This is a genomic window from Paraburkholderia sediminicola (assembly GCF_046026855.1).
Lineage (GTDB): Bacteria > Pseudomonadota > Gammaproteobacteria > Burkholderiales > Burkholderiaceae > Paraburkholderia > Paraburkholderia sediminicola_A.
In genome coordinates, this window is sequence record NZ_JAQQET010000029.1 from 61,868 (window position 1) to 84,090 (window position 22,223).

At 60.2% G+C, this 22,223-nt stretch carries 20 protein-coding genes; 17 read left to right on the plus strand and 3 right to left on the minus strand.

What is annotated here, in order from left to right; translation table 11 throughout:
• Positions 1-71: 71 nt before the first annotated feature.
• The 9 genes from PQR40_RS27765 (at position 72) to PQR40_RS27805 (ending at position 11,763) form a co-directional block, all read left to right on the plus strand.
• On the plus strand, positions 72-1,844 hold the full coding sequence (locus tag PQR40_RS27765; protein WP_408510274.1) for a methyl-accepting chemotaxis protein: 1,773 nt from the start codon (positions 72-74) through the stop codon (positions 1,842-1,844).
• Between the two features lie 435 nt (positions 1,845-2,279).
• Positions 2,280-3,041 (plus strand): hydratase, encoded by a 762-nt coding sequence (locus PQR40_RS27770; protein WP_408223313.1) that lies wholly within the window; start codon positions 2,280-2,282, stop codon positions 3,039-3,041.
• Between the two features lie 861 nt (positions 3,042-3,902).
• A complete protein-coding gene (locus PQR40_RS27775; protein WP_408223311.1) occupies positions 3,903-5,825 on the plus strand; it encodes a PrkA family serine protein kinase in 1,923 nt (640 codons plus the stop codon).
• Between the two features lie 237 nt (positions 5,826-6,062).
• On the plus strand, positions 6,063-7,334 hold the full coding sequence (locus tag PQR40_RS27780) for a YeaH/YhbH family protein (protein WP_054039600.1): 1,272 nt from the start codon (positions 6,063-6,065) through the stop codon (positions 7,332-7,334).
• Positions 7,331-9,049 (plus strand): SpoVR family protein, encoded by a 1,719-nt coding sequence (locus PQR40_RS27785; RefSeq protein ID WP_408223309.1) that lies wholly within the window; start codon positions 7,331-7,333, stop codon positions 9,047-9,049. Before PQR40_RS27780 ends, PQR40_RS27785 begins: the two co-directional genes overlap by 4 nt.
• A gap of 28 nt (positions 9,050-9,077) precedes the next feature.
• Positions 9,078-9,233: a hypothetical protein gene (locus tag PQR40_RS27790; RefSeq protein WP_408223307.1), complete on the plus strand. Its 156-nt coding sequence runs from the start codon at positions 9,078-9,080 to the stop codon at positions 9,231-9,233.
• On the plus strand, positions 9,233-9,799 hold the full coding sequence (locus PQR40_RS27795) for a nucleotidyltransferase domain-containing protein (protein WP_408510275.1): 567 nt from the start codon (positions 9,233-9,235) through the stop codon (positions 9,797-9,799). Before PQR40_RS27790 ends, PQR40_RS27795 begins: the two co-directional genes overlap by 1 nt.
• Complete coding sequence (locus tag PQR40_RS27800) at positions 9,777-10,262, plus strand: hypothetical protein (RefSeq protein WP_408510276.1); 486 nt, start codon at positions 9,777-9,779, stop codon at positions 10,260-10,262. Before PQR40_RS27795 ends, PQR40_RS27800 begins: the two co-directional genes overlap by 23 nt.
• Before the next feature lie 187 nt (positions 10,263-10,449).
• Entirely contained in the window at positions 10,450-11,763 is a 1,314-nt protein-coding gene (locus tag PQR40_RS27805; RefSeq protein ID WP_408223303.1) for an MFS family transporter, read from the plus strand.
• A 122-nt stretch (positions 11,764-11,885) separates the two neighbouring features.
• Here PQR40_RS27805 and PQR40_RS27810 read toward each other — a convergent pair whose 3' ends face one another.
• Complete coding sequence (locus PQR40_RS27810; protein WP_408223301.1) at positions 11,886-12,107, minus strand: hypothetical protein; 222 nt, start codon at positions 12,105-12,107, stop codon at positions 11,886-11,888.
• A gap of 278 nt (positions 12,108-12,385) precedes the next feature.
• On the opposite strand from PQR40_RS27810, the gene PQR40_RS27815 reads away from it, so the two are divergent.
• The 3 genes from PQR40_RS27815 to PQR40_RS27825 all read left to right on the plus strand — a co-directional run bounded on the left by PQR40_RS27815 (position 12,386) and on the right by PQR40_RS27825 (position 14,758).
• On the plus strand, positions 12,386-13,207 hold the full coding sequence (locus PQR40_RS27815) for an ABC transporter substrate-binding protein (RefSeq protein ID WP_408223299.1): 822 nt from the start codon (positions 12,386-12,388) through the stop codon (positions 13,205-13,207).
• Positions 13,208-13,304: 97 nt separating this feature from the next.
• Positions 13,305-14,030 (plus strand): amino acid ABC transporter permease, encoded by a 726-nt coding sequence (locus PQR40_RS27820; protein WP_408510277.1) that lies wholly within the window; start codon positions 13,305-13,307, stop codon positions 14,028-14,030.
• 2 nt (positions 14,031-14,032) lie between these two features.
• On the plus strand, positions 14,033-14,758 hold the full coding sequence (locus PQR40_RS27825) for an amino acid ABC transporter permease (protein ID WP_408389006.1): 726 nt from the start codon (positions 14,033-14,035) through the stop codon (positions 14,756-14,758).
• A 98-nt stretch (positions 14,759-14,856) separates the two neighbouring features.
• On the opposite strand, the gene PQR40_RS27830 is transcribed toward PQR40_RS27825, so the two are convergent.
• Together PQR40_RS27830 and PQR40_RS27835 are read right to left on the minus strand one after the other, a co-directional pair.
• Entirely contained in the window at positions 14,857-15,936 is a 1,080-nt protein-coding gene (locus PQR40_RS27830; protein WP_408340411.1) for a glycosyltransferase family 2 protein, read from the minus strand.
• A gap of 214 nt (positions 15,937-16,150) precedes the next feature.
• Positions 16,151-16,330, minus strand: coding sequence for a hypothetical protein (locus PQR40_RS27835; RefSeq protein ID WP_408223292.1), 180 nt, complete (start codon positions 16,328-16,330; stop codon positions 16,151-16,153).
• A 564-nt stretch (positions 16,331-16,894) separates the two neighbouring features.
• Here PQR40_RS27835 and PQR40_RS27840 point away from each other — a divergent pair.
• The 5 genes from PQR40_RS27840 to PQR40_RS27860 all read left to right on the plus strand — a co-directional run bounded on the left by PQR40_RS27840 (position 16,895) and on the right by PQR40_RS27860 (position 22,212).
• Positions 16,895-17,947, plus strand: coding sequence for an ABC transporter substrate-binding protein (locus PQR40_RS27840; protein ID WP_408340409.1), 1,053 nt, complete (start codon positions 16,895-16,897; stop codon positions 17,945-17,947).
• Positions 17,948-18,005: 58 nt separating this feature from the next.
• Positions 18,006-19,052 carry an aromatic ring-hydroxylating dioxygenase subunit alpha gene (locus PQR40_RS27845; RefSeq protein WP_408223288.1) on the plus strand — a complete coding sequence of 349 codons (1,047 nt, stop codon included), beginning with the start codon at positions 18,006-18,008 and terminating at the stop codon, positions 19,050-19,052.
• A gap of 2 nt (positions 19,053-19,054) precedes the next feature.
• Complete coding sequence (locus PQR40_RS27850; RefSeq protein WP_408510278.1) at positions 19,055-19,888, plus strand: ABC transporter ATP-binding protein; 834 nt, start codon at positions 19,055-19,057, stop codon at positions 19,886-19,888.
• A gap of 131 nt (positions 19,889-20,019) precedes the next feature.
• Positions 20,020-20,748: an ABC transporter permease gene (locus PQR40_RS27855; RefSeq protein WP_408510286.1), complete on the plus strand. Its 729-nt coding sequence runs from the start codon at positions 20,020-20,022 to the stop codon at positions 20,746-20,748.
• A gap of 18 nt (positions 20,749-20,766) precedes the next feature.
• Positions 20,767-22,212, plus strand: coding sequence for an isoxanthopterin deaminase (locus PQR40_RS27860; RefSeq protein ID WP_408340405.1), 1,446 nt, complete (start codon positions 20,767-20,769; stop codon positions 22,210-22,212).
• Positions 22,213-22,223 lie beyond the last annotated feature (11 nt).

The following is a 22,223-nucleotide window of genomic DNA, read 5'->3' on the forward strand; positions in this document are numbered from 1 at the left end:
CTGCACGCAGACGCCTCACGCTATCTCGCGCTGCGCACACAGCCTCTCATTTGCCAGGTACAGGAACAAGCATGTTGAACAAAGGCATTACGATCAAGGCACGGATTGGCCTCACGACGGCTTTTCTCGCTGCACTGCTGATCGCTATCGGCGTTTTCGGTCTGTTCGGCATGAGCCGTTCGAACGGCGCTTATCAGGACACGTTCACTAACGCCATGCCGAGCGCGGTCGATATCGGCAACGCCGAGATCTATGCGGCGCGCGAGCGGATGGCGCTCGACCGGGCGGCGTTCATGATGGGCACGCCGGAAGCGGCGCCGACGCTCGAGCGCGCGCGTTCGATGCGGATTACGTCTGACGCGTGGTGGAAAAAGTATATGGATCTGCCGCGCGACGCCGAGGAAGACCGTCTTGCGCAGAACGTCATTGCTAAACGCGACGCACTGCATCAGCAAATGGACGCGTTTGCGGCGATTATCACGGAGAACGCCCCGAGCAAGATCGTCGACGGTGCCAAAAGCATGCAGGTCGCGTACAACGATCTCGGCAATGCCGACGACGCGTTGCGCAAGTACCAGTTTGTATCGGCCAAGCAAGGTTACGACTCCGCACAGAACAACTTTGAAGTGTTCCGCATCGTGAGCGCCGGTGCTCTGCTGGTCGGCGTGCTTGCGGCCGTGCTGTCCTATCTGACGCTGAGTCGCGCAATTGGCCGTCCGCTCGATCAGGCCCTTGGCCATTTCGACGCAATCGCCGCAGGCGACCTGCGCCGTCCGATCATGGTCACCTCGCGTAACGAAATGGGGCAGTTGCTTGAAGGCATCGCCAGGATGCAGCGCAGTCTCACCGAAACGGTGCGCGCTGTGCGCAGCGGCAGTGAATCCATTGCGACGGCCACGCGCCAGATCGCGGCCGGCAATATCGATCTGTCCTCGCGAACGGAAGAGCAGGCGTCAGCGCTGCAGGAAACCGCGTCCAGCATGGAAGAATTGACCGGCACGGTTAAGCAGAATGCCGACAACGCCCGCCAGGCGAGCGCGCTGGCCGCCAATGCATCGGAGATTGCCAATAAAGGCAGTTCGGTGGTCAGCCAGGTGGTCGGCACGATGGGCGACATCAACCAGAGCTCGGCGAAGATTGCCGACATCATTTCGATCATCGAAGGGATTGCGTTCCAGACCAACATCCTGGCCCTGAACGCCGCCGTGGAAGCGGCGCGGGCCGGTGAAGAAGGGCGCGGGTTCGCGGTGGTGGCAGGCGAAGTGCGCAGCCTGGCGCAGCGTTCGTCGGCGGCGGCCAAGGAAATCAAGGAACTGATCGACACCTCGGTGGAACGCGTGCAGTCCGGCTCGGCCCTGGTCGACGAAGCTGGCCGTACGATGACCGAGATCATCGGCGCGGTGCAGCGCGTGACCGACATCATGGGTGAGATCGCGGCGGCCTCGGAAGAGCAAAGCAGCGGTATCGACCAGGTAGCACGCGCGGTCACGCAGATGGACGAGGTGACACAGCAGAATGCCGCGCTGGTTGAAGAAGCGGCCGCCGCGGCGTCTTCGCTCGAAGATCAGGCCGGCAAGCTGCGTACCGCGGTTGCGGTGTTCCACCTCGACGAAAGCGGCGTCAAGGCGCCGGTCAGCGCGGCACCGAAGCGCGCGGCCGCGCCGGCCCGCACGGCGGCGCCGCGTAAAGTGTCACGACCCTTGTCACAATCCGGTGCGCAGGCCGCCACGGTCGCCAGGGCCTCTGCTGCACCCGCTGCGGCACCGGTTGCCGCCACGCCGGCGAGGACGCCGGCGAAGGCCATAGCAAGCGCGGGCAGCGATCAGGATTGGGAAACCTTCTGATCGGGAGCGTACGACCAGCGCGGCACGCTAATGCGCGGCAATATTTAGGGACGTGCGACGTCAGCGCCGCGTTTTGAACGCGACGCCATGGCCTCCGATCGGTCATGCGACAGCCACGACGTTGCAACATTCGTTCCCGCTGGAGCATTAGACGAAAAGCGTGCTTATGCGGATTGACCGCATGACGATAAAGATCGCGATTGCGCATGCAACCGCGGTCTTTTTTTACGGTCTGCGCACTAAGTAACGTTCACAAGTGTTGTCCGCGCCCTGGCGAGCGTCGTGATCCGGTACATTGACGGACGCGACTACGGCCTGCATCGGCAACGTCGCCGCTTCAGGCAGTCAGCGCGCGGACCGTTAGCCCGCTGTTTTCAACTGCTGCAACTCAGCGCGGCAACCCAACGCGCAACGCGCCAGCCATAAAGGACCGACATGACGCAATACGACCTCGCGCACCGCCTCGTCGAAGCCCGCCGGCAGCATCGCCCGATCGATGCGCCCCCTCCCGACAGCCTGCCGCCTGACGCGGCAACCGCCTACGCGATCCAGCAGGCTGTCATTGCGGGCCTCGGCGACTCGACGGGCGCATGGAAGATCGGCGCCAGAGCGCCCGGCGGGGCCGCCGGAGGCGCGCCCATTCCGGCTTCGCTGGTGCTGCCTTCGCCGGCGCGGGTGGCCCATACCGGCTTCTTCCGGGTGCTGGTCGAACTGGAGATCGCCTTTCGTTTCGCCGAGGCGATCGAGCCGCGTGGCCGGGCTTATGCGCGCGACGAGGTCCTGTCGAAGGTCGGCGTTGTGCTGCCGACCATCGAGATCGTCGATAGCCGCTTTGCCGAGTGGCCCAATGTCGCGCCGCTCGCGCAACTGGCCGACGCGCAGAACAACGGCGCATTGATCACCGGTCATCCGGTTGCCTATGCTGGCATCGCACGCGGCTTCGATTTTGTATCGCCTGAACTGGAGCTGAGTTTCGACGGCACCTCGCTGGTGCCGGAAGCCACCGGTAATCCGGCCGGTGATCCGCGCGAACTGCTGGTGTGGTTCGTCAACCATTGCGCCGCCATGGGCATCACCATCGAGCCGGAATGGACCCTTACCACCGGATCGTACGTTGGTGCGCACAATGTGGACAAACCGGGGGTTGTGCGCGGCCACATCGACGGTCTCGGGGAAGTGGAAGTTGAACTGACCTGAGCGTGTCACCGCGTAGTTGTAACGGCGCGCTGGTAACGGCTCGACTGTAATCGTCGATTACGAAGCCTCAGGACCTCGGGAGGCATCAGGAAGCATCAAGCAAACGGCTGCCCGCGGGCGGCCGTTTTACATTTGCCGCATCTGCATTGGGCGCTTTGCCGTATACACCTATGAAGCGACCCGATGCGCTGCCGTGATTCAGTTATACGCGCGACTAACCATGCCGCTGATGCGGTTAATACTGGGGGCAGGCAAGTGCGGTAACGCCAGCGGCCTTCCGTGACTGATGTTAAACAGTGTGGAACAAAACCGCTCGCGCATTGACGAATCGCTTGACGGCGCGCCGGTGAGGAGCGCCGCCAGCTCAGCACGGTGAACGAACATGTAACACAGTGCCTGTCGTTGTAGACGGAATGGCGGTGCCGCGCGTTGTTGAAAAAGGTACCGGGGCACGGGAAAACGCATGACGTCCGCGCTCGATGCGACAAAACGTGCGCGCGCAGACAGGCTGTCCGGTGTAACAGTGAGATTGTTCGATGAACGGGATGATTCGTGTAACGGCGCATGGCGATCTGTGCTGAACAGCACTGCAAGCGGGGGTGCGCTCAGAGCGCAATGGCAGTGGAGAGGCAGCAACGTGGGTCTGCAATCGTTACGCAATAGCTGTGATGCGAGCGCAAAATTGTAGGTGAGCGAATCTGTGTTTCCAAGTGAGGAATGTCGGGAGGCGCATGCGGCGCGATTTTCGCAACGTAGTTCATGGAAAAAAAATTTAAAAGGGTTTAGGATGAATTCGAGCGATGTCGTTTCCGAATAGCGCGCCGCGCACGACATCGGTCTAGACTTCGGCGAGGAGGTAGCATGGATATCTACAGCAGTTTCGCGACCCGCTTCGAGAAAACGCGAGAAGATGAACTCTCGCTCGAGGAGTATCTCGCGCTCTGCAAAGACAATCCCGCCGCGTACGCCACAGCTGGCGAACGCATGTTGACGGCAATCGGCGAACCAGAACAGATCGACACTCGCAACGATCCGCGCATGTCACGTATCTTCGCGAACAAGGTCATCAAGGTATACCCCGCATTCCGTGAGTTCTACGGAATGGAAGAGGTGATCGAGCAGGTGGTCGCCTACTTCCGGCACTCGGCCCAGGGGCTCGAAGAAAGGAAGCAGATTCTGTATCTGTTGGGACCGGTCGGCGGCGGTAAATCGTCGATCGCGGAACGTCTGAAGCAACTCATGGAACGCGTGCCGTTCTACTCGATCAAGGGCTCGCCCGTGAACGAGTCGCCTCTCGGTCTGTTCGATTACGACGAGGACGGTCCGATCCTCGAAGAGCAGTATGGTATTCCACGCCGCTACCTGAAAAACATTCTTAGCCCGTGGGCGGTGAAACGCCTGCACGAATACAACGGCGACATCCGCAAATTCCGCGTGGTGCGCCGCTACCCGTCGATCCTTCGCCAGATCGGCATTGCCAAGACCGAGCCGGGTGACGAAAACAATCAGGACATTTCGTCGTTGGTCGGTAAGGTCGACATCCGCAAGCTCGAACAGTACGCACAAGACGATGCGGACGCATATAGCTACTCCGGTGGCCTGTGCCTCGCGAATCAGGGCTTGCTCGAGTTCGTCGAAATGTTCAAGGCGCCGATCAAGGTCTTGCACCCGCTGCTGACCGCCACTCAGGAAGGCAACTTCAAGGGCACGGAAGGATTCGGCGCGATCCCGTTCGACGGCGTGATTCTCGCCCACTCGAACGAGTCGGAATGGAAGGCGTTCCGCAACAACCGCAATAACGAAGCACTACTCGACCGGATCTTCGTGGTGAAGGTGCCGTACTGCCTGCGCTACGGCGAAGAGGTCAAGATCTACGACAAGCTGCTGCGTAACTCGTCGCTGGCCAATGCGATATGCGCGCCGGGTACGCTGAAGATGATGGCGCAGATGTCGGTGCTCACGCGCTTGCAGGAGCCGGAAAACTCCAGCCTCTTTTCGAAGATGCAGGTGTACGACGGTGAAAATCTCAAGGACACCGATCCTAAGGCCAAGTCGTATCAGGAGTACCGCGACTTCGCGGGCGTGGATGAAGGGATGACCGGCGTGTCGACCCGCTTCGCGTTCAAGATCCTCTCGCGTGTATTCAACTTCGATTCGACCGAAGTCGCGGCCAATCCGGTGCACCTGATGTACGTGCTCGAACAGCAGATCGAGCGCGAGCAGTTCCCACCGGAAACCGAGCAGAAGTATCTGTCGTTCATCAAGGACGTGCTGGCGTCGCGCTATGCCGAGTTCATCGGCAAGGAGATTCAGACCGCGTATCTGGAGTCGTATTCCGAGTATGGTCAGAATATTTTCGATCGCTACGTGACGTATGCGGACTTCTGGATTCAGGATCAGGAGTTCCGCGACCACGACACCGGCGAGAGTTTCGACCGCGCGGCGCTGAACGCCGAACTGGAGAAGATCGAGAAACCTGCGGGTATCAGCAACCCGAAGGACTTCCGCAACGAGATCGTCAACTTCGTGCTGCGTGCGCGTGCTGCCAATGCGGGGAAAAATCCTGCCTGGATCAGCTACGAGAAGCTGCGCGTGGTGATCGAAAAGAAGATGTTCTCGAACACGGAAGAACTGCTCCCAGTGATCTCGTTCAACGCGAAAGGCTCGGCGGAAGAGCAACGCAAGCACGAAGACTTCGTCAACCGGATGGTGACGAAGGGCTATACGCCGAAGCAGGTGCGCTTGCTGTGTGACTGGTATCTGCGCGTGCGCAAGTCGTCATGATACGCACTGCGTGCCGCCCGCGCGGTCCGACCGCGCGGGCACCTTGCGAGGCGCGAGCTGCATGGACATAGCGTTGCGTTTGTAGCCATGCGAATGCAACGTGCGTCTCGCGCACCTGAAATAGTGCAGCTGCATGGGATCAGAGTAAGTGCTTTGCATGGGATCGGAGTAAGTGCTAAAGCGCAAACTCCGATTGACAGCTAAAGCGCAAATTCTGGTCGACACGGGAGACCGGGCGTGCTTCATCAAATCATCGACCGCAGGTTAGCAGGCAAGAACAAGAGCATTGCAAACCGCGAGCGCTTTCTGCGCCGCGTTAAGAACTACATTCGGCGAGCCGTTTCGGAAGCGGTTCGCGACCGCAGCATCAAGGATATTCAGAACACCCAGAGCATCACCATCCCGCGCAAGGACATCGCGGAACCGTCGTTCCGGCATGGCCCCGGCGGCAAGCGGGAAATGGTGCATCCGGGCAACTCGGACTACATCCGCGGCGACAAGATCCAGCGCCCGCAAGGGGGCGGTGGCGGAGGCGGGGGCAACCAGGCCAGCAATGAGGGCGAGGGTCAGGACGACTTCGTATTCGAGCTGAGCCGCGAAGAGTTCATGCAGTATTTCTTCGACGACCTCGAACTCCCGCGCCTCGTCAAAACCCATCTGATGGCCGTGCCTACGTGGAAAAGCATCCGCGCCGGCTGGGCGGCCGAGGGTACGCCGAATAATATCGACGTGGTCCGTTCGCTGCGCAGCGCGCTCGGCCGCCGTATTGCGCTCGGTGCGCCGCTCGTCAATCAGTTGCACGAGATGGAACGGCAACTCGAAGTGATGAAAGCCGATCCGGACGACCGTCGCGACGAGATCAAACTGCTCGAAGAGGAAATCCACCATTTACGCGGACGCATCTGGCGCATTCCATTTATCGATCCGTTCGATTTGCGCTATGTGAATCGTGTGAAGCAACCCACGCCGTCCAGCCAGGCGGTGATGTTCTGTCTGATGGATGTGTCGGGTTCCATGGACGAGCAGCGCAAGGATCTCGCCAAGCGCTTTTTCATCCTGCTGTATCTGTTCCTCAAGCGCAACTACGAAAAGATCGAAGTGGTGTTCATTCGTCATCACACCCGCGCCGAGGAGGTCGACGAAGACACGTTCTTTCATTCGACGGAAAGCGGCGGCACAGTGGTGTCGAGCGCGCTGGAGCTGATGCAGAAGGTGATGGACGAGCGGTATTCGCCGACTGAATGGAATATTTACGGCGCTCAGGCTTCCGACGGCGACAATTGGACCGACGATTCGCCCAAGTGCCGCAAGATACTTTCGGATGACATCCTGGAGAAGGTGCGCTATTTTGCATATATCCAGGTCACGCCGGAAGAGCAGAACTTGTGGCTCGAATATGCACAGTTGGCGCTGAGCCAGCCGCACATGGCGATGAAGAAGGTCGAAACCGCGGCTGACATTTATCCGGTGTTTCGGGAGTTGTTTGAAAAGCAGGTGGCGTCGTCATGACGGCAAAGCACCTGCCCAACGAAGCGCGCGGCAAGCAGCCGGCGCGCGGGAAAGGCGTGCCGCAGCAGCAACAGTCGGGGCATGCCGAGGCGAAGGCGGACGATACGGGAGCCGCCGCAGCCGGAGCAGTCGATGCCGCTGCAGCACGGGGACACACCGGAACGCCCACTGAGGGGCAAAGGGAAGTCCGTATGAACGTAGCCGATAGACGGCCTCTGCCGTGCCCGTCCGACTGGACCTTCGAATTGATCGAAGAGTACGACTCGCATATTGCCCGTGTTGCGGAGCAATATGAACTCGACGTGTATCCGATCCAGCTCGAACTCATCAGTGCCGAACAGATGATGGACGCCTACGCGTCCGTCGGCATGCCGGTGAACTACCGTCACTGGTCGTTCGGCAAACACTTTCTCTCGACCGAAAAAAGCTACCGTCGTGGGCAGATGGGGCTGGCGTATGAGATCGTCATCAATTCGAACCCTTGCATCGCGTACCTGATGGAAGAGAACACGATGACGATGCAGGCGCTCGTCATCGCGCACGCGGCCTATGGTCACAACTCGTTCTTCAAGGGCAACTATCTGTTCAAGCTGTGGACGGATGCGCACGCAATCATCGATTACCTCGTCTACGCGAAGAACTACATCGCGGAGTGCGAAGAGCGCTTCGGGCTCGACCGGGTGGAGGAATTGCTCGACTCGTGCCATGCGTTGATGAATTACGGCGTGGACCGTTATAAGCGGCCGCAGAAACTTTCGTTGGAAAAGGAGTTCGCGGCGCGCCGCGAACGTGAGGCCTATCTGCAATCGCAGGTCAACGAACTGTGGCGCACCTTGCCGACCCGGCATACGCCGTTGCCGGAGGAAACCGAGGAGCGTTATCCACCGGAGCCGCAGGAAAACCTGCTGTATTTTGCAGAGAAGAATGCCCCGTTACTCGAGCCGTGGGAGCGGGAAGTGATCCGCATCGTGCGCAAGGTCGGTCAGTATTTCTATCCGCAACGGCAAACGCAAGTCATGAACGAAGGCTGGGCCACGTTCTGGCACTACACCTTGCTCAACACGATGTACGCGCAGGGCAAGCTGGAAGACGGTTTCATGATGGAGTTTCTCCATTCGCACAGCAATGTGGTCTACCAGCCGCCGGTCACGAAACCGTACTACAGCGGGATCAATCCCTATGCGCTCGGTTTTTCGATGATGAGCGACATCCGCCGGATCTGCGAAGCGCCGACGGAGGAGGATCGCAAGTGGTTCCCGGAACTGGCCGGCAGTCCGTGGCTACCCGCGATGCACTACGCGATGCGCAACTTCAAGGACGAGAGTTTCGTCGCGCAGTATCTGTCGCCGCATCTGATCCGGGAAATGCGTCTGTTCTCGGTGCTGGATGACGATATGCGCGATGCGCTCGAAGTGTCCGCGATTCATGACGACAGTGGGTATCAGTACGTGCGTCAAGCGTTATCGCGGCAGTACGACATGCATCATCGGGAGCCGAATATTCAGGTGTGGGCGGTGAACACGCGTGGCGACCGGAGTCTGACGTTGCGGCATTTCATGAGCGACAACCGGCATCTGTCCGGCGACAGCGATGAGGTGCTCAAGCACATGGCGCGGTTGTGGCAGTTTGATGTTTACCTGGAAAGCGTCGATGAGAATGGCACGGTGAGGAAGCGGTATGAGTGTAAGTATGTGCCGCCGGCGGTGAGGGTTTGAGCGGTTCGCGCGCAACACGATCGATTCGATGGAAAAGCCAGCTTTCGAGCTGGCTTTTTTTGACCATGGCGCTGCCGACGTCACGTTGCATCAATTACCGGAAAGCGGTACTATTTTACCGGTTTCCGGTATTAAATTTAGAATGCCGGTTTCCGGTAACAAGGTGCCAAAGAAGGGTATTTGATGCTCGCAGATTTTCTTCTCACGCCTAAACAGCAGCGTATCCTGGGCGCGCTCGTTCTGAACCCGGAGCGTGCATATTCGCTGTCTGAACTGTTCGAGTTGAGCGGCGGTGGCCGAAGCTCCACTCAGGACTTTGTCGCGAAGTTGCTTAACGGCGACGTGATCCTTCAGCAGCCCGGTGGACGTGCGCTCTACCAGGCGAACACCCAGCATCCGCTTTACCCGGAGCTACGACAAATCGCGGTCAAGAGCTTCGGTCTGAAGGAGCCGATCGAGCGCGCGTTGGCGGTGATCGGTGACAAAATAAAACATGCGTTCATCTTCGGTTCGATGGCAGCCGGAACGGCGGGGCCCGCTAGCGATATCGACATCATGGTGATCGGTGACGCGCGGCTCGGCCGCGTGCAACGCGAACTCGACGCAGCAGGTGAGGTGCTTGGCAGGGAAGTCCACGTGAACGTGTACTCGGAACATGAGTGGGAGCAAAAGCGCTGTTCGGATCCCGTGCTAGAGTCAATTGATCAAGGGCCAAAAATCGTGCTCGATGTTTCCACTTCAACTGACTGAAAAACTAACCGGCATGCTCAACGCCGGCTATGTCCGTAAAACGCCGTTCACTGCGGCGAACGCTGTGCAGTTCCGTCGGAACGCGGCGTCCTTTCTCCTGGCGGCGAAGGACGGCAAGCATCCGCCCATCGTTCGCTATGCCAATGCCTATGAAGCGGTGCACGCGTTGGCAGTAGGATTTATTTACATTCATGGCTTGGCGCCAGGAGGCGGGGACGGCCACCGTATTAAGGTAATCGGAACCTTGCTCGATCATGTCAAACCGGACCTCGACCTCGACCTCGACGACCGCTCGGAGATTGAATACGCGACGCGGCAGCGTAACGAGAAAATCTATGAATCGCCTGCTCCGCCACCGTCGGTAAAAGCTGTCGAAGACCTGATCGCGAGCGTGGGCAGCGTCGAGGCATTGATCAGGCAGCAATGTGCAGGTTGGTACGCGCTGAAAGCCGATAAGGCATAACCGCTGCCGCGTCGCAGCATCGCACCGGGCAGCGCCCTCGCCACCTAACAAATCCCCATCTTCTCCTTGCAATTCTGTAAAATTCGCGCACGCGCGCGATGGATGCCACTGCGGCACCTCGATGCGCGCGTTGTGAAGGCGGCGCCACGACCGCCATCTCCGTTTAAAGACAAGGAAAGACAACAGCATGACCGACCTATCCGATCAAACCGTGGCCACGGCTCACGACGCCCACGACACCCGGCGCCGCATCTTCGCGATCGTTGGCGCTTCATCGGGCAATCTAGTCGAGTGGTTCGACTTCTACGTGTACTCGTTCTGCGCGCTGTACTTCGCGCCGGCATTCTTCCCGAGCGGCAACACCACCACGCAGTTGCTCAACACCGCGGGCGTCTTTGCCGCGGGCTTCCTGATGCGTCCAATCGGCGGCTGGTTCTTCGGCCGGCTCGCCGACAAGCACGGGCGCAAGACCGCGATGATGGTGTCGGTGTTCATGATGTGCGGCGGCTCACTCGTGATCGCGGTGCTACCCACTTACGCTCAAATCGGCGCGTTGGCGCCGGCGCTGCTGCTGGCCGCGCGCCTGTTCCAGGGCTTGTCCGTAGGCGGCGAGTACGGCACCAGCGCCACCTATATGAGTGAAGTCGCGCTCAAAGGCCGCCGCGGTTTCTTTGCATCGTTCCAGTACGTCACGCTGATCGGCGGACAGTTGTGCGCGTTGCTGGTGCTGGTGATCCTGCAACAAACGCTCTCTACCGAAGAACTGAAAGCATGGGGATGGCGCGTGCCGTTCGTGATCGGTGCGCTGGCGGCACTGGTCGCGCTGTATCTGCGTAAATCGCTCGAAGAAACGACCACGGCTGAAACGCGCCAGCGCAAGGAAGCCGGCACGCTGCGCGGCTTGTGGCTGCACAAGGGCGCATTTGTGACGGTGCTCGGTTTCACGGCCGGCGGCTCGCTGATTTTCTATACGTTCACCACGTACATGCAGAAGTACCTGGTCAACACTGCCGGTATGCACGCCAAGACGGCCAGCAACGTGATGACCGCGGCGCTGTTCGTCTACATGTTGATGCAACCGGCGTTCGGCGCTTTGTCGGACCGTATCGGCCGCCGTCGTTCGATGCTGTTCTTCGGCTTCTTCGCGACCATCGGTACCGTGCCGCTGCTGCACGCATTGAAAGACGTGACGAGTCCGTATGCGGCCTTCGGCCTGGTCGTGGTGGCGCTGGCGATCGTCAGTTTCTATACGTCGATCAGCGGCCTGATCAAGGCCGAAATGTTCCCGCCTGAAGTGCGCGCGCTCGGTGTGGGTTTGTCGTATGCCGTGGCCAATGCGATCTTCGGCGGCTCGGCGGAATATGTCGCGCTGTGGTTGAAGTCAGTGGGCAACGAGTCGATGTTCTACTGGTATGTGACCGCGCTGTGCGCGATCGCCGGCATCGTGTCGCTGCGCATGCGCGATCCTTCGAAAGAAGGGTACCTGCGTCACGAACCCTGAGCGTGAGCAACACGCTCGAACAGCATGCGTAAGCGCTGCTTGAGAACGGCGGCCCGGGGCAACCCGGCCGCCGTTTTTTTATCTCATCGGCAAGCACGGCAAGCCTGCGGAGGAGCTCGCGCTCAAGCCACCACAATCTCCGTCCCCAATGCATGCAGCAGATCGCGCAGCGCCTCGGCTTGCGCCATCTTCGCGTCGCTGCGCAGATAAATCTGCAGCGCGCGCCCCGCGATCCCATCGACGGGATGCGCGAGCCATAACTCCACAGCTAGCCCCAATCCTTCCGGCTGATTGACGGCGACCGGTTCGATGACGCGCGGCTTGAAACAGGCACTGTCGGACATGGCGAATCACCTTGAATGATGACGGTACGAGATTCATCGTAATCAGCCGCAGGCCCAGGACCAACCGACAAATACACGTTTGCTAATGAGCGGATGCTTAGCAGAAAACACGCTTATTACAGGAGCATTTCTTGGTTCGGTACGCGTTGCGCCGCTGCTAATGTGGCGCCCATGCGTGGCTATCGGTTGCACCTTGCGGTTGTGACGGATATCGCCGCCACGCAACCGTTTCTGAAACATCGCATACGCATCGCACACAATCAAAGAGATCCATAAAAATGAAGTCAAAAATACTCGCTGCCTGGTTAATGACAATGACGGGACTGACGATGACGGTATCGGGGCTCGCCCACGCCGACCGCCTCGACGACATCAGGAAGGCCGGCGTACTGCGCGTCGCGACCTTCGACAGCAACCCACCGTTCGGTTACGTCGACGCAACAAGCAACCACATCGTCGGCCTCGACGTCGACTACGCGAAGGCACTTGCGGACAAGCTCGGCGTGAAACTCGAACTGCAGCCGACCAATCCGGCCAATCGCATTCCGTTCCTCACGTCGAAGAAAGTAGACCTGGTGCTCGCCAACTTCACGATCACCGACGAGCGCGCCAAACAGGTCGATTTCAGCACTCCGTATTTCTCGTCGGGTCAGCAGTTTCTGGCGAAGAAGGGGGTGCTGAAGTCGGCGGATCAGATCAACAGCCTGCGGGTGGGCGCCGACAAGGGCACCACCAACGAGATCACGCTGCGCGAGAAATTCCCGCAAGCCACAATCGTCGCGTACGACGACACGCCTTTCGCGTTTGCGGCTTTGCGCGCGGGCAACGTGCAGGCGATTACGCAGGACGGTCCGAAGCTGGTCGGCCTGCTCGCCAACGTCCCGGACAAGCAGAACTACGAGATTCCGGCGTTCACGATTTCGAACGACTACATGGGCGTCGGCATCCCGAAGGGCGAGACACGCCTTGTCGGCTTCGTGAACGACACGCTGAAGGGGCTGGAAGCCGACGGCTCGGCCGCGAAGATCTACAACCGCTGGTTCGGTCCGCAAACGAAGACGCCGCTCGCGCGCATCTTCAGGATCGGCGACAAGACCTGATCTCCGTGTCGCGATAGCACCCTGGAATGAACGGGCACGTTGGCAACGTGCCCGTCGGCATTTTTGAAAGAAGCGGTTTAAAGAAGCAGGTTTAAAGATGCAAGCGTGGCTCGCTCCAAAGTATCTGATGTGGCTGTGGCAAGGCTTCGGCGTAACCGTCGGACTCGCGGTGACGGCAGCGCTCGCGGCCACCTTGTTCGGCTTTGTGCTGGCGATCTTGCGTCATGCCCGATACGGCTGGCTGCGTCGCGCGACGGCCACGTATGTGCTTGTGTTTCGCAACACGCCGTTGCTGGTGCAACTGTTCTTCTGGTATTTCGGCGCGGCCACACTGATGCCGGACACGTTGATGCAATGGCTGAACGCGCCGCATGGTGTGCACGTCGGCGCGTACGCATTGCGCTGGCCGTCGTTCGAATTTGTCGCCGGGTGGGTCGGGCTCACGTGTTATACGGCGGCTTTCATCGCCGAAGAGTTCCAGGCGGGTTTGCGCGGCGTGCCGCCTGGTCAGCATGCTGCGGCCGCGGCTCTTGGTCTCACGCCGTTGCAGGCGTTCCTTTACGTCGTTTTGCCGCAGGCGGTGCGTATTTCGCTGCCGACACTCTTCGGCCAATACATGAATCTCGTGAAAAATTCATCGCTGACCATGGCGATCGGTCTTGCTGAACTGTCGTACGCGTCGCGTCAGGTCGAAACTGAAACCTTCAAGACGTTCGAGGCGTTCGGCGTGGCAACCATGTTGTATATCGCCGCTGTCGCGTTGATCGAAGCCGTCGCGCATGCGGTGGCGCATGTGCGCGATCGCTCATTCGCGAGGCGCTGAGCATGACATGGACGCTGTTCGCCAATAACCTGCCGTATCTGCTGATCGGCGCATTTCCGCAGGGACCGCTCGGTGGCGCGGCGCTCACGCTGGTGCTTGCATTGTGTTCCGCGCTTGCGTCGGCGGTGCTCGGTGTCGCGGGCGGCATCGCGTTGACGATGGCGGGGCGCGTTACCCGGGTGCCCTTGCTACTCGTGATCGGTTTTTTCCGCGCGATTCCCGTGTTGATGCTGATTTTCTGGACGTATTTCCTGTTGCCGGTGGTCTTCCAGATCGATGTGCCCGGACTCGCAACGGTCGTCTGTGCGCTCTCACTGATCGGCGGTGCGTACCTTGCACATTCGGTGCACGCGGGCATTCGCGCAGTCGGGGACGGTCAGTGGCAAGCCGGGCTGTCGCTCGGCCTCACGCGGATGCAAACGCTGCGCTATGTGTTGTTGCCTCAAGCGAAGCGCATCATGGCGCCTTCGTTTGTGAATCAGTGGGTGTCGCTGGTGAAGGACACCTCGCTCGCGTATATCGTCGGCGTCGGCGAGTTGTCGTTCGTCGCGACGCAGGTCAGCAACCGGCTGATGGTTTATCCCGCGCAGATCTTTTTGTTCGTCGGCTTGATCTATCTTGTGTTGTGCACGGCGCTTGACCGCGTCGCCACGTATGCGTTGACGCGGCGCAGGCGCATCGCGCGACCTCTCGCACAGGCCAGCGCTCAGGCCTTGTCAGGCGACTGACCGGCTAACGATAAAGCCGCGGCGATGTTTGCCCGGTAATCGGGCTCTGAACCAGGCAGCGGCGAAGGAATCGGCGGTCGCGTCAAGCTACCGCAGCGTCAGATCAGTTCGGATCGATCGCTCACGAGGTCCGTGACGAGTTCTGTCACGGCGGCGACCGGCTCGGCGACGACAGCAGGCGCTGCCGCGACCACGGCGGCCACCGCTGCGCGCTGCCGCACGCTCACGGCCGCACGTGAGAGCATGAGCAGGTGGTAATAGAGCCGCATGCTGAAACCATAGTTGTAGGCGAAGAGATGCGTGAGCGCGATCTTCAACCCGAGCGCCGCCTGGTGATTCTTCGCATGAACCGACACGACGATCGGCGCGAGCCGGCGCAACGCCAGCTTGCGTGAGGGTTCCAGTTGCGGCGACAGGTTCAGCGCCTTGACGAACGCATACGCGCTGACGGTCGCGGCAATCGCCGTGCCGCGCGTGCTATGCGAGATCGAGGTTGCCGTCTTCCGATACACCGACACGTATTCGTGCAGATAGAACACCTCGCGTGCCGCGAGACAGAGTTCGGTGCCGAACACGAAATCGCAGCACATGCCGTACTGATCCTTGTAGCCGATCCGCTTGACGAGGTCCGCGTTGGCCATCCAGCCGTTGTTCGGGAACATCTGGACCAGCCCGGTTCTGCCTGGCAAAGGCTGCAAGCCTTCGGCGTCCTTCGTGCGGCGAAACGCGGTGTTCAGGCGCGTGCTCTCGTCGAAGTCGACTGCGCCGCTGTGATCGGCTTCGTACTGATCGGCGAACGCCACCTCCAGTTGCGGATGAAGCGCCCATAGCGAGACGAGCTTTTCGACCCCGTCGGTGGTGAGCAGATCGTCGTCGTGAATCAGCAGGATCTTGTCGCCGCGGGCGCGCTCGAACAGGCTCGCGACATTGCGCGCCTGCCCGAGTGGTGGCTGGTTCATCGCGTAGCGGATGCGTGGCTCATTCGCATAGCGCGTCGCCATCAATTGTTGCGTGCGCGTGTCCTTCGAATCATCACCGATCACGATTTCCAGATTGCCGTAGCTTTGCGCGAGGCAGGAGTCGATGCACTCGACGAGGAGATCAGGGCGATTGCAGGTGGGCAGGCAAATGGAAACCCGCGGGATGGGGGGAATGGGGGCGGTAGATGCGTTGGACATGAGCTTCGCCTTTCTTATCTGTTGAGGGGCGGCAGCCGGTTCGCTTGGCGCACACGTCGCTGCAAGCAGGAAAATAGTCCATTACGCAAAAAAAATAATTGGTAATAAGTCGGAAAAAATGTCTTTTTTCTGAAAGCGCTCCGAAGGGGAAAAATTGTGCGACTTTGGTGCAAAAACGCAGCAAAGCCGCTTGTGGGCTTACGCTCAATATGTTTCAACTTACTGACGGCTCACCCTCGCCGGGTTTTTTCCCCGGCCGGTCCGCCGGTGACTGTTTGCGCCCCTCATCGTGGCGCTCCGGCAGCTTGCTCTTTTCGTTGTCGTTGTGAATGGCCGGTTGTGGATGCTCGATGTCGGCTGGTTTGGTGGCTTTGCTTCCTTTCGTTTCGTTCATGATGTGCTCCTGGTTCGAGAACACCTGTGCCGCAGCAAGGCGTGGACCCGAGGCTGCTGTTCTCACGCCTCGCCCTGCGCCGGGCGGGCGTCAAAAGCGCACGGGATGCACCCATGCGGTGCTGAGTCGCTTCGCGCGAGTGCAAAATTCCGGCGCGTTGGTCGAGGTGCCGCACACCAAAGGCCTGAATCGCCACGTCATGGGGTAGTTCGCCACAACTGGCACAACATTCGCTTAACAGGAAACCAGAGTAGAAGCGGCTAGCGAACCGGCATGGATATATGCCGGTCATCGTGGGGCATTGCTCTTGGGGCGCATCGTGCGCCCACGTCGAAGCGATTCGGCGTTTGAACGGAACCGTCCGGTTCCGCCAACAAGGAGCGTGCGATGCAGTTGCCCCAAATTTTTACCCGGCTTTTGTGCGCCATCGCTATTGCGCGAGGCGATCTGCGTTCGTTCGCGCGTGGTGTCGTTCACGCACGTCGTATGGGTCACGTCGAGCGCTCTTTATCGCATTGCTTTCTTACGATCCCAACTATCCCCACGTTCACACGGAGTTCAGTCATGCGCGTTACGCGTTTTCTTTCCCGCATTGCCCGACTTGCCTTGGGTGGCCGCTCGCTTCGTTCCCCGTCTCGCTTGTTAGTCGCACGCGCGGCAAGCGCCGCGGTGCTTGCCAGTGTCACGCTCGCCGTACCGTCGGCCCACGCCGACGATCACGTGACGCTGCTGACCAGTTGGTACGCGCAAGCCGAACACGGTGGTTTCTATCAGGCCGTCGCGACGGGTATCTACAAGAAGTACGGGCTGGATGTCACGATCAAAATGGGCGGTCCGCAAGTCAATGGCATGCAATTGCTCGCCGGGGGCCAGGCGGATTTCCTGATGGGCTACGACTTCCAGGTCCTCTCCAGCGTCGAAGCCGGCATTCCCGTAACGACGGTCGCCGCGGCTTTCCAGTTCGACCCGCAAGGCATGATGACCCACGCCGACGTGACGAGCCTCGCGGGTCTGAAGAACAAGACGATTCTGGTCGCGGGCTCGGGCCGCACGACCTGGTGGCCGTGGCTCAAAGCGAAGTACGGCTACACGGAAGCGCAGGCACGTCCGTACACCTTCAACCTGCAACCGTTCTTCGCCGATCCGAATGTGGCGATGCAGGCGTATCCGTCGTCGGAAACGTTTCAGGCCGAGCAGGCGCATGCGAACGCGCACTTCTTCCTGTTCGCCGACGACGGCTATCCGCCGTACAACTCGACCATCGTGACGATGCGCGACACGATGAAGAACAAGCCGGACATGGTGGCGCGTTTCGTGAAGGCATCGATGGAAGGCTGGAAGAGCTATCTGAACGATCCGGCGCCCGCTAATGCGCTGATCAAGAAAGACAACCCGCAGATGAGCGACGCGCAACTCGCGTACGGCGTCGCCCAGTTGAAGAAGCTCAAGCTCGTGACGGGCGGCGATGCAGCCACGCAAGGCATTGGCACGATGACTGACGCGCGCTGGAAGAAGACCTTCGATTACATGGTTGGGGCGAAGCTGCTCAAGCCCGCGACCGACTATCACGCGGCCTACACGCTTCAATACATCCAGAACGCCAAGGTTATGCCCTAAGGGTTCCTTAACGCCTGTGCCGCTTATACGCCTGAACGCTCAAAGAAGGAGTTTCACTATGCTGGTCACCCGACAAAAAGTCTTGCGCCGCTTCTGGTACGCAATCATGCCGATGACGCAACTCGATGCCGGTCCGCAGCCGTTCACTTTGCTGGGTGAGCCGATCGTGCTATGGAAGGGCGCAGGCGGCAAGCCGCATGCGCTGCGCGATCGCTGTTGTCATCGCACGGCAAAACTGTCGAAAGGTTTTGTCGACAGCGACGGCAATATTGCCTGCGGTTATCACGGCTGGACTTACGACTGCACGGGTCAATGCGTGAAGATTCCGCAGAACAACGGCAGCGCGATTCCGTCGCGCGCGATCGTGCCGTCGTATCACTGCGAAGAACGCTACGGTTACGCGTGGGTTGCACTCGAAGATCCGCTGCAGCCGATTCCCGAGTTTCCAGAAGAAGGCGCGCCTGGCTGTCGCCGCATCCTGCAGTTCTACGAGCGTTGGGAAACGAGCCCGCTGCGCATGATGGAAAACTCATTCGACAACTCGCACTTCAGCTTCGTGCACAAAGGCAACTTTGGCCTGTTCGACAACCCGAAGCCGTCGAAGTACGAATTCCGGCCGAACGCGTGGGGCTTCGAAGCTGAGACGCATGTGCCCGTGCGCAATCCACCCGCGAGCTATCGCATCACCGGCACGACCGAGGAAATTACCGAACGCCATCTGATCAACCGCTGGTATATGCCGTTTGCACGCCGCTTCGGCTGCGTGTATCCGGCGAGCGGCATCCATCACATCATCTATAACTGCGCGACGCCGATCGACGACCACACGCTGATGCTGTCGCAGTGGCTCTATCGCAACGACACCGAAGACGCGTGCTCGACGCAGGAACTGATCGACTGGGACCGTCCGATCACCGACGAAGACCGCGACATTCTCGAAGCCACGGACTACGACGCCTGCGTCGACGTACGCCGTCAGCAGGAATGTCATATGGAATCGGATCAGCCCGGTTTGCTGATGCGCCGCATGTTACTGAAGTTGTTGAACGATAACGGCGAGTCTGAAGTATTTCGCGAAGTGTTCCCCATCAACGTGGAGGAATGATCATGGCGTCGACCGAAACTTATTCCCCGAGGCCGCCTGTACCGTTGCTGTCGGTGCAGCGCGTCGACAAGCGCTATCCGAACGGCACAGTCGCGCTCGAAGACGTGCGGCTTTCGATCGAACCCGGCGAATTCATCTCCTTGCTCGGGCCGTCCGGTTGCGGCAAGAGCACCTTGCTGAAGATGTTCGCCGGCATCGAAACGCCGACGCACGGCCATATGCGCTGGTGGGGTCAGCCGTTCGACACGGTCGGCTCGACAGGGCGGCGCATGTCGATGGTGTTTCAGGAAGCGACCCTGATGCCGTGGGCAACCGTTACCGATAACGTGCGCTTGCCGCTGGATCTCGCGCACGTGCCGCGCACTGAAGCCGATGCGCGTGTCGCCGAGGCACTCGACGGCGTGGGGCTCGCGAAGTTCGGTAAGGTGCTGCCGCGCGAGTTGTCGGGCGGCATGCAGATGCGCGCCTCGCTGGCGCGTGCGCTCGTCACCGAGCCGGATCTGCTGTTGCTCGACGAACCATTCGGCGCGCTCGACGAATTCACCCGCAACCGCCTCGACAGCGATTTGCGCGCGCTGTGGCAGCGGCGCGGCATGACGGTGGTGTTCGTCACACACAGCATTTACGAAGCCGTGTATCTGTCGAGTCGCGTGGTGGTGATGCAGGCGCGGCCGGGCCGCATCATCGCTGAAGTACCGATCGACGGTCCGCTCGAACGCGACGACGCATTCCGCGTCAGTGAGCCGTTCATGCAGCACTGCAAGACGCTCTCAGAGCTGATTGCCGATGCGCATCGCGCGTCGTTCGAGAATGAGGAAACGGGGGTGCAATCATGACAGGCGAAGCGCTTGCGGGTCATTCGGCCAACACTAACGGCACGCGGAGCCCTGCGGCTGCGAAGCCCGAACGTCGACCGTGGTTGCAACGTCCAGGTGTGACAAAAGCGATTGCGCCGTGGGTTGTCGGGATGGTGGTGCTGACGTTGTGGCAGAGCTGGTGCGTGCTGATGAAGGTGCCGGCGTATCTTGTGCCGTCGCCGTCGGCGATCGTAACCGAGCTGGTCCAGGACGCGCCTTTGCTGTTCGGCAGCTTGCTGGCGACGTTGAAAATCACACTGCTGGCGTTTGCGCTTGCCACCGTGCTGGGCGTCGTTATCGCCTTGCTGTTCGTGCAGAGTCCGCTGATCGAAGCGAGCCTGTTTCCGTACGCGATTCTGTTGCAGGTAACGCCGGTTGTGGCGATCGCGCCGCTGATCATCATCTGGGTCAAGGACATGAATGTGGCGCTGGTGCTGTGCGCGACGTTAGTGGCCCTGTTCCCGATCATCTCGAACACGGCGCTCGGTTTGCGTAGCGTGAATCCGGGATTGATCAACCTCTTCAGGATCAATCGGGCGACCCGTTGGCAGACGTTGGTGCGCTTGCGGATTCCGAGCGCGTTGCCGTATTTCTTCGGGGGCCTGCGGATTTCGAGTGGGTTGTCGCTGATCGGCGCGGTGGTCGCCGAGTTCGTCGCGGGAACGGGGGGCAGTGGTGCAGGGCTTGCCTATCAGATTCTGCAGGCGGGTTTTCAGCTGAATATTCCCCGGCTCTTTGCGGCGTTGCTGCTGATCACCGTGACGGGAGTGGTCTTGTTCGCCATCACGGCATGGGTGTCACGCATCGGTTTGCGTGGCTGGCACGATAGCCAACTTTGATTTTTCACGCTCAGGCTTATGACAACATACGATACCCAACCCTCCACGCTGATTCGCAACGCGGCTGCGATCATGACAGGCGGACGTGGTACGGCAGATGATCCATCGCGTGTGCCTGGTCCCGACATTCGCATCGTCGGCGATACGATCGACGCAATCGGCGCGCTCACGCCGCGGCTTGACGAGACGATAGTGGACGCCACCGATTGCGTGATTTATCCGGCGTGGGTCAACACACATCACCATCTGTTCCAGTCTCTGCTCAAGGGCGACACGGCCGGACTCGATGCGACGCTCACACCGTGGCTTGCCGCGACGCCGTATCGCTTTCGTGCGCTATTCGACGAGCGGCGCTTCCGGCTCGCGGCGCGCATCGGCCTGATCGAACTCGCGCGTTCGGGCTGCGCGACGGTAGCCGATCACAACTACGTGTATTACCCGGGCATGCCGTTCGACAGTTCGGCGATTCTGTTCGAAGAAGCGGAGAAACTCGGTTTGCGTTTCGTACTGTTGCGCGGCGGCGCGACGCAAACACGGCAACTCGAGGCCGAATTGCCGACGGCGTTACGACCCGAGACCCTTGACGCCTACGTCGCCGATATCGAACGGCTCGCTGCCCGATACCACAATGCTTCACCGCGAGCGATGCAGCGTGTCGTGATGGCGCCGACCACGGTGTTGTATTCGATCTCTCCTGCAGAGATGCGTGAGACGGCGGCGGTTGCGCGCCGGCTGGGCTTGCGGTTGCACAGTCACTTATCGGAGACGGTCGGCTATCAGGACAGTGCGCATTCGATGTACCGGCAATCGCCGGTCGCGTTCTGCGGCGAGCACGACTGGCTCGGCAGCGATGTGTGGTACGCGCATCTCGTCAAAGTCGACGCCGACGAAATCGCGCTGCTAGCGCAGACAGGCACGGGCGTCGCGCATTGTCCGCAGAGCAACGGGCGGCTGGGCAGCGGTATTTGCCCGGTGCGGGAGATGGCGGATGCGGGTGTGCCGGTGTCGATCGGCGTCGACGGAGCGGCTTCGAACGAAGCGGCCGATATGATTTCCGAAGTGCACATGACGTGGCTTGCGCAGCGCGCGCGGCGCGGCATGCTGGCGCAGCCGAAGTATCGCGGCGGCAGCTTCGAAGGCGGAGCGGATGCGGCGAGTGTGGCCGATGTGATTCATTGGGGGACGGCGGGTGGCGCCCGGATTATGGGCCTGGATGAAATCGGGAAGGTTGCCGTGGGTTATGCCGCGGACCTTGCGGTTTATCGGCTCGATGATCCGAGGTATTTTGGATTGCATGATCCGGCGATTGGACCGGTTGCCTCCGGTGGGAGGCCTTCGCTGGCGGCGCTTTTCTCTGCTGGGAAGCGGGTTGTTGTTGATGATCAGATTGAAGGTGTCGATCTAAAGGAGCTTGCGCGAGAGGCTCGGGGGGCGGTGAAGGCGTTGCTGGATGAAGTTAAGTGATGGGGGTTTTT

Coding starts and splice junctions, on each gene's coding strand:
- PQR40_RS27825 (WP_408389006.1), top strand. CDS start 14,033: ATGACATGGACGCTGTTCGCCAATAACCTGCCGTATCTGCTGATCGGC.
- PQR40_RS27785 (WP_408223309.1), top strand. CDS start 7,331: ATGACGGCAAAGCACCTGCCCAACGAAGCGCGCGGCAAGCAGCCGGCG.
- PQR40_RS27795 (WP_408510275.1), top strand. CDS start 9,233: ATGCTCGCAGATTTTCTTCTCACGCCTAAACAGCAGCGTATCCTGGGC.
- PQR40_RS27810 (WP_408223301.1), bottom strand. CDS start 12,107: ATGTCCGACAGTGCCTGTTTCAAGCCGCGCGTCATCGAACCGGTCGCC.
- PQR40_RS27840 (WP_408340409.1), top strand. CDS start 16,895: ATGCGCGTTACGCGTTTTCTTTCCCGCATTGCCCGACTTGCCTTGGGT.
- PQR40_RS27815 (WP_408223299.1), top strand. CDS start 12,386: ATGAAGTCAAAAATACTCGCTGCCTGGTTAATGACAATGACGGGACTG.
- PQR40_RS27855 (WP_408510286.1), top strand. CDS start 20,020: ATGGTGGTGCTGACGTTGTGGCAGAGCTGGTGCGTGCTGATGAAGGTG.
- PQR40_RS27770 (WP_408223313.1), top strand. CDS start 2,280: ATGACGCAATACGACCTCGCGCACCGCCTCGTCGAAGCCCGCCGGCAG.
- PQR40_RS27845 (WP_408223288.1), top strand. CDS start 18,006: ATGCTGGTCACCCGACAAAAAGTCTTGCGCCGCTTCTGGTACGCAATC.
- PQR40_RS27800 (WP_408510276.1), top strand. CDS start 9,777: ATGTTTCCACTTCAACTGACTGAAAAACTAACCGGCATGCTCAACGCC.
- PQR40_RS27820 (WP_408510277.1), top strand. CDS start 13,305: ATGCAAGCGTGGCTCGCTCCAAAGTATCTGATGTGGCTGTGGCAAGGC.
- PQR40_RS27765 (WP_408510274.1), top strand. CDS start 72: ATGTTGAACAAAGGCATTACGATCAAGGCACGGATTGGCCTCACGACG.
- PQR40_RS27790 (WP_408223307.1), top strand. CDS start 9,078: ATGGAAAAGCCAGCTTTCGAGCTGGCTTTTTTTGACCATGGCGCTGCC.
- PQR40_RS27830 (WP_408340411.1), bottom strand. CDS start 15,936: ATGTCCAACGCATCTACCGCCCCCATTCCCCCCATCCCGCGGGTTTCC.
- PQR40_RS27805 (WP_408223303.1), top strand. CDS start 10,450: ATGACCGACCTATCCGATCAAACCGTGGCCACGGCTCACGACGCCCAC.
- PQR40_RS27850 (WP_408510278.1), top strand. CDS start 19,055: ATGGCGTCGACCGAAACTTATTCCCCGAGGCCGCCTGTACCGTTGCTG.
- PQR40_RS27835 (WP_408223292.1), bottom strand. CDS start 16,330: ATGAACGAAACGAAAGGAAGCAAAGCCACCAAACCAGCCGACATCGAG.
- PQR40_RS27775 (WP_408223311.1), top strand. CDS start 3,903: ATGGATATCTACAGCAGTTTCGCGACCCGCTTCGAGAAAACGCGAGAA.
- PQR40_RS27860 (WP_408340405.1), top strand. CDS start 20,767: ATGACAACATACGATACCCAACCCTCCACGCTGATTCGCAACGCGGCT.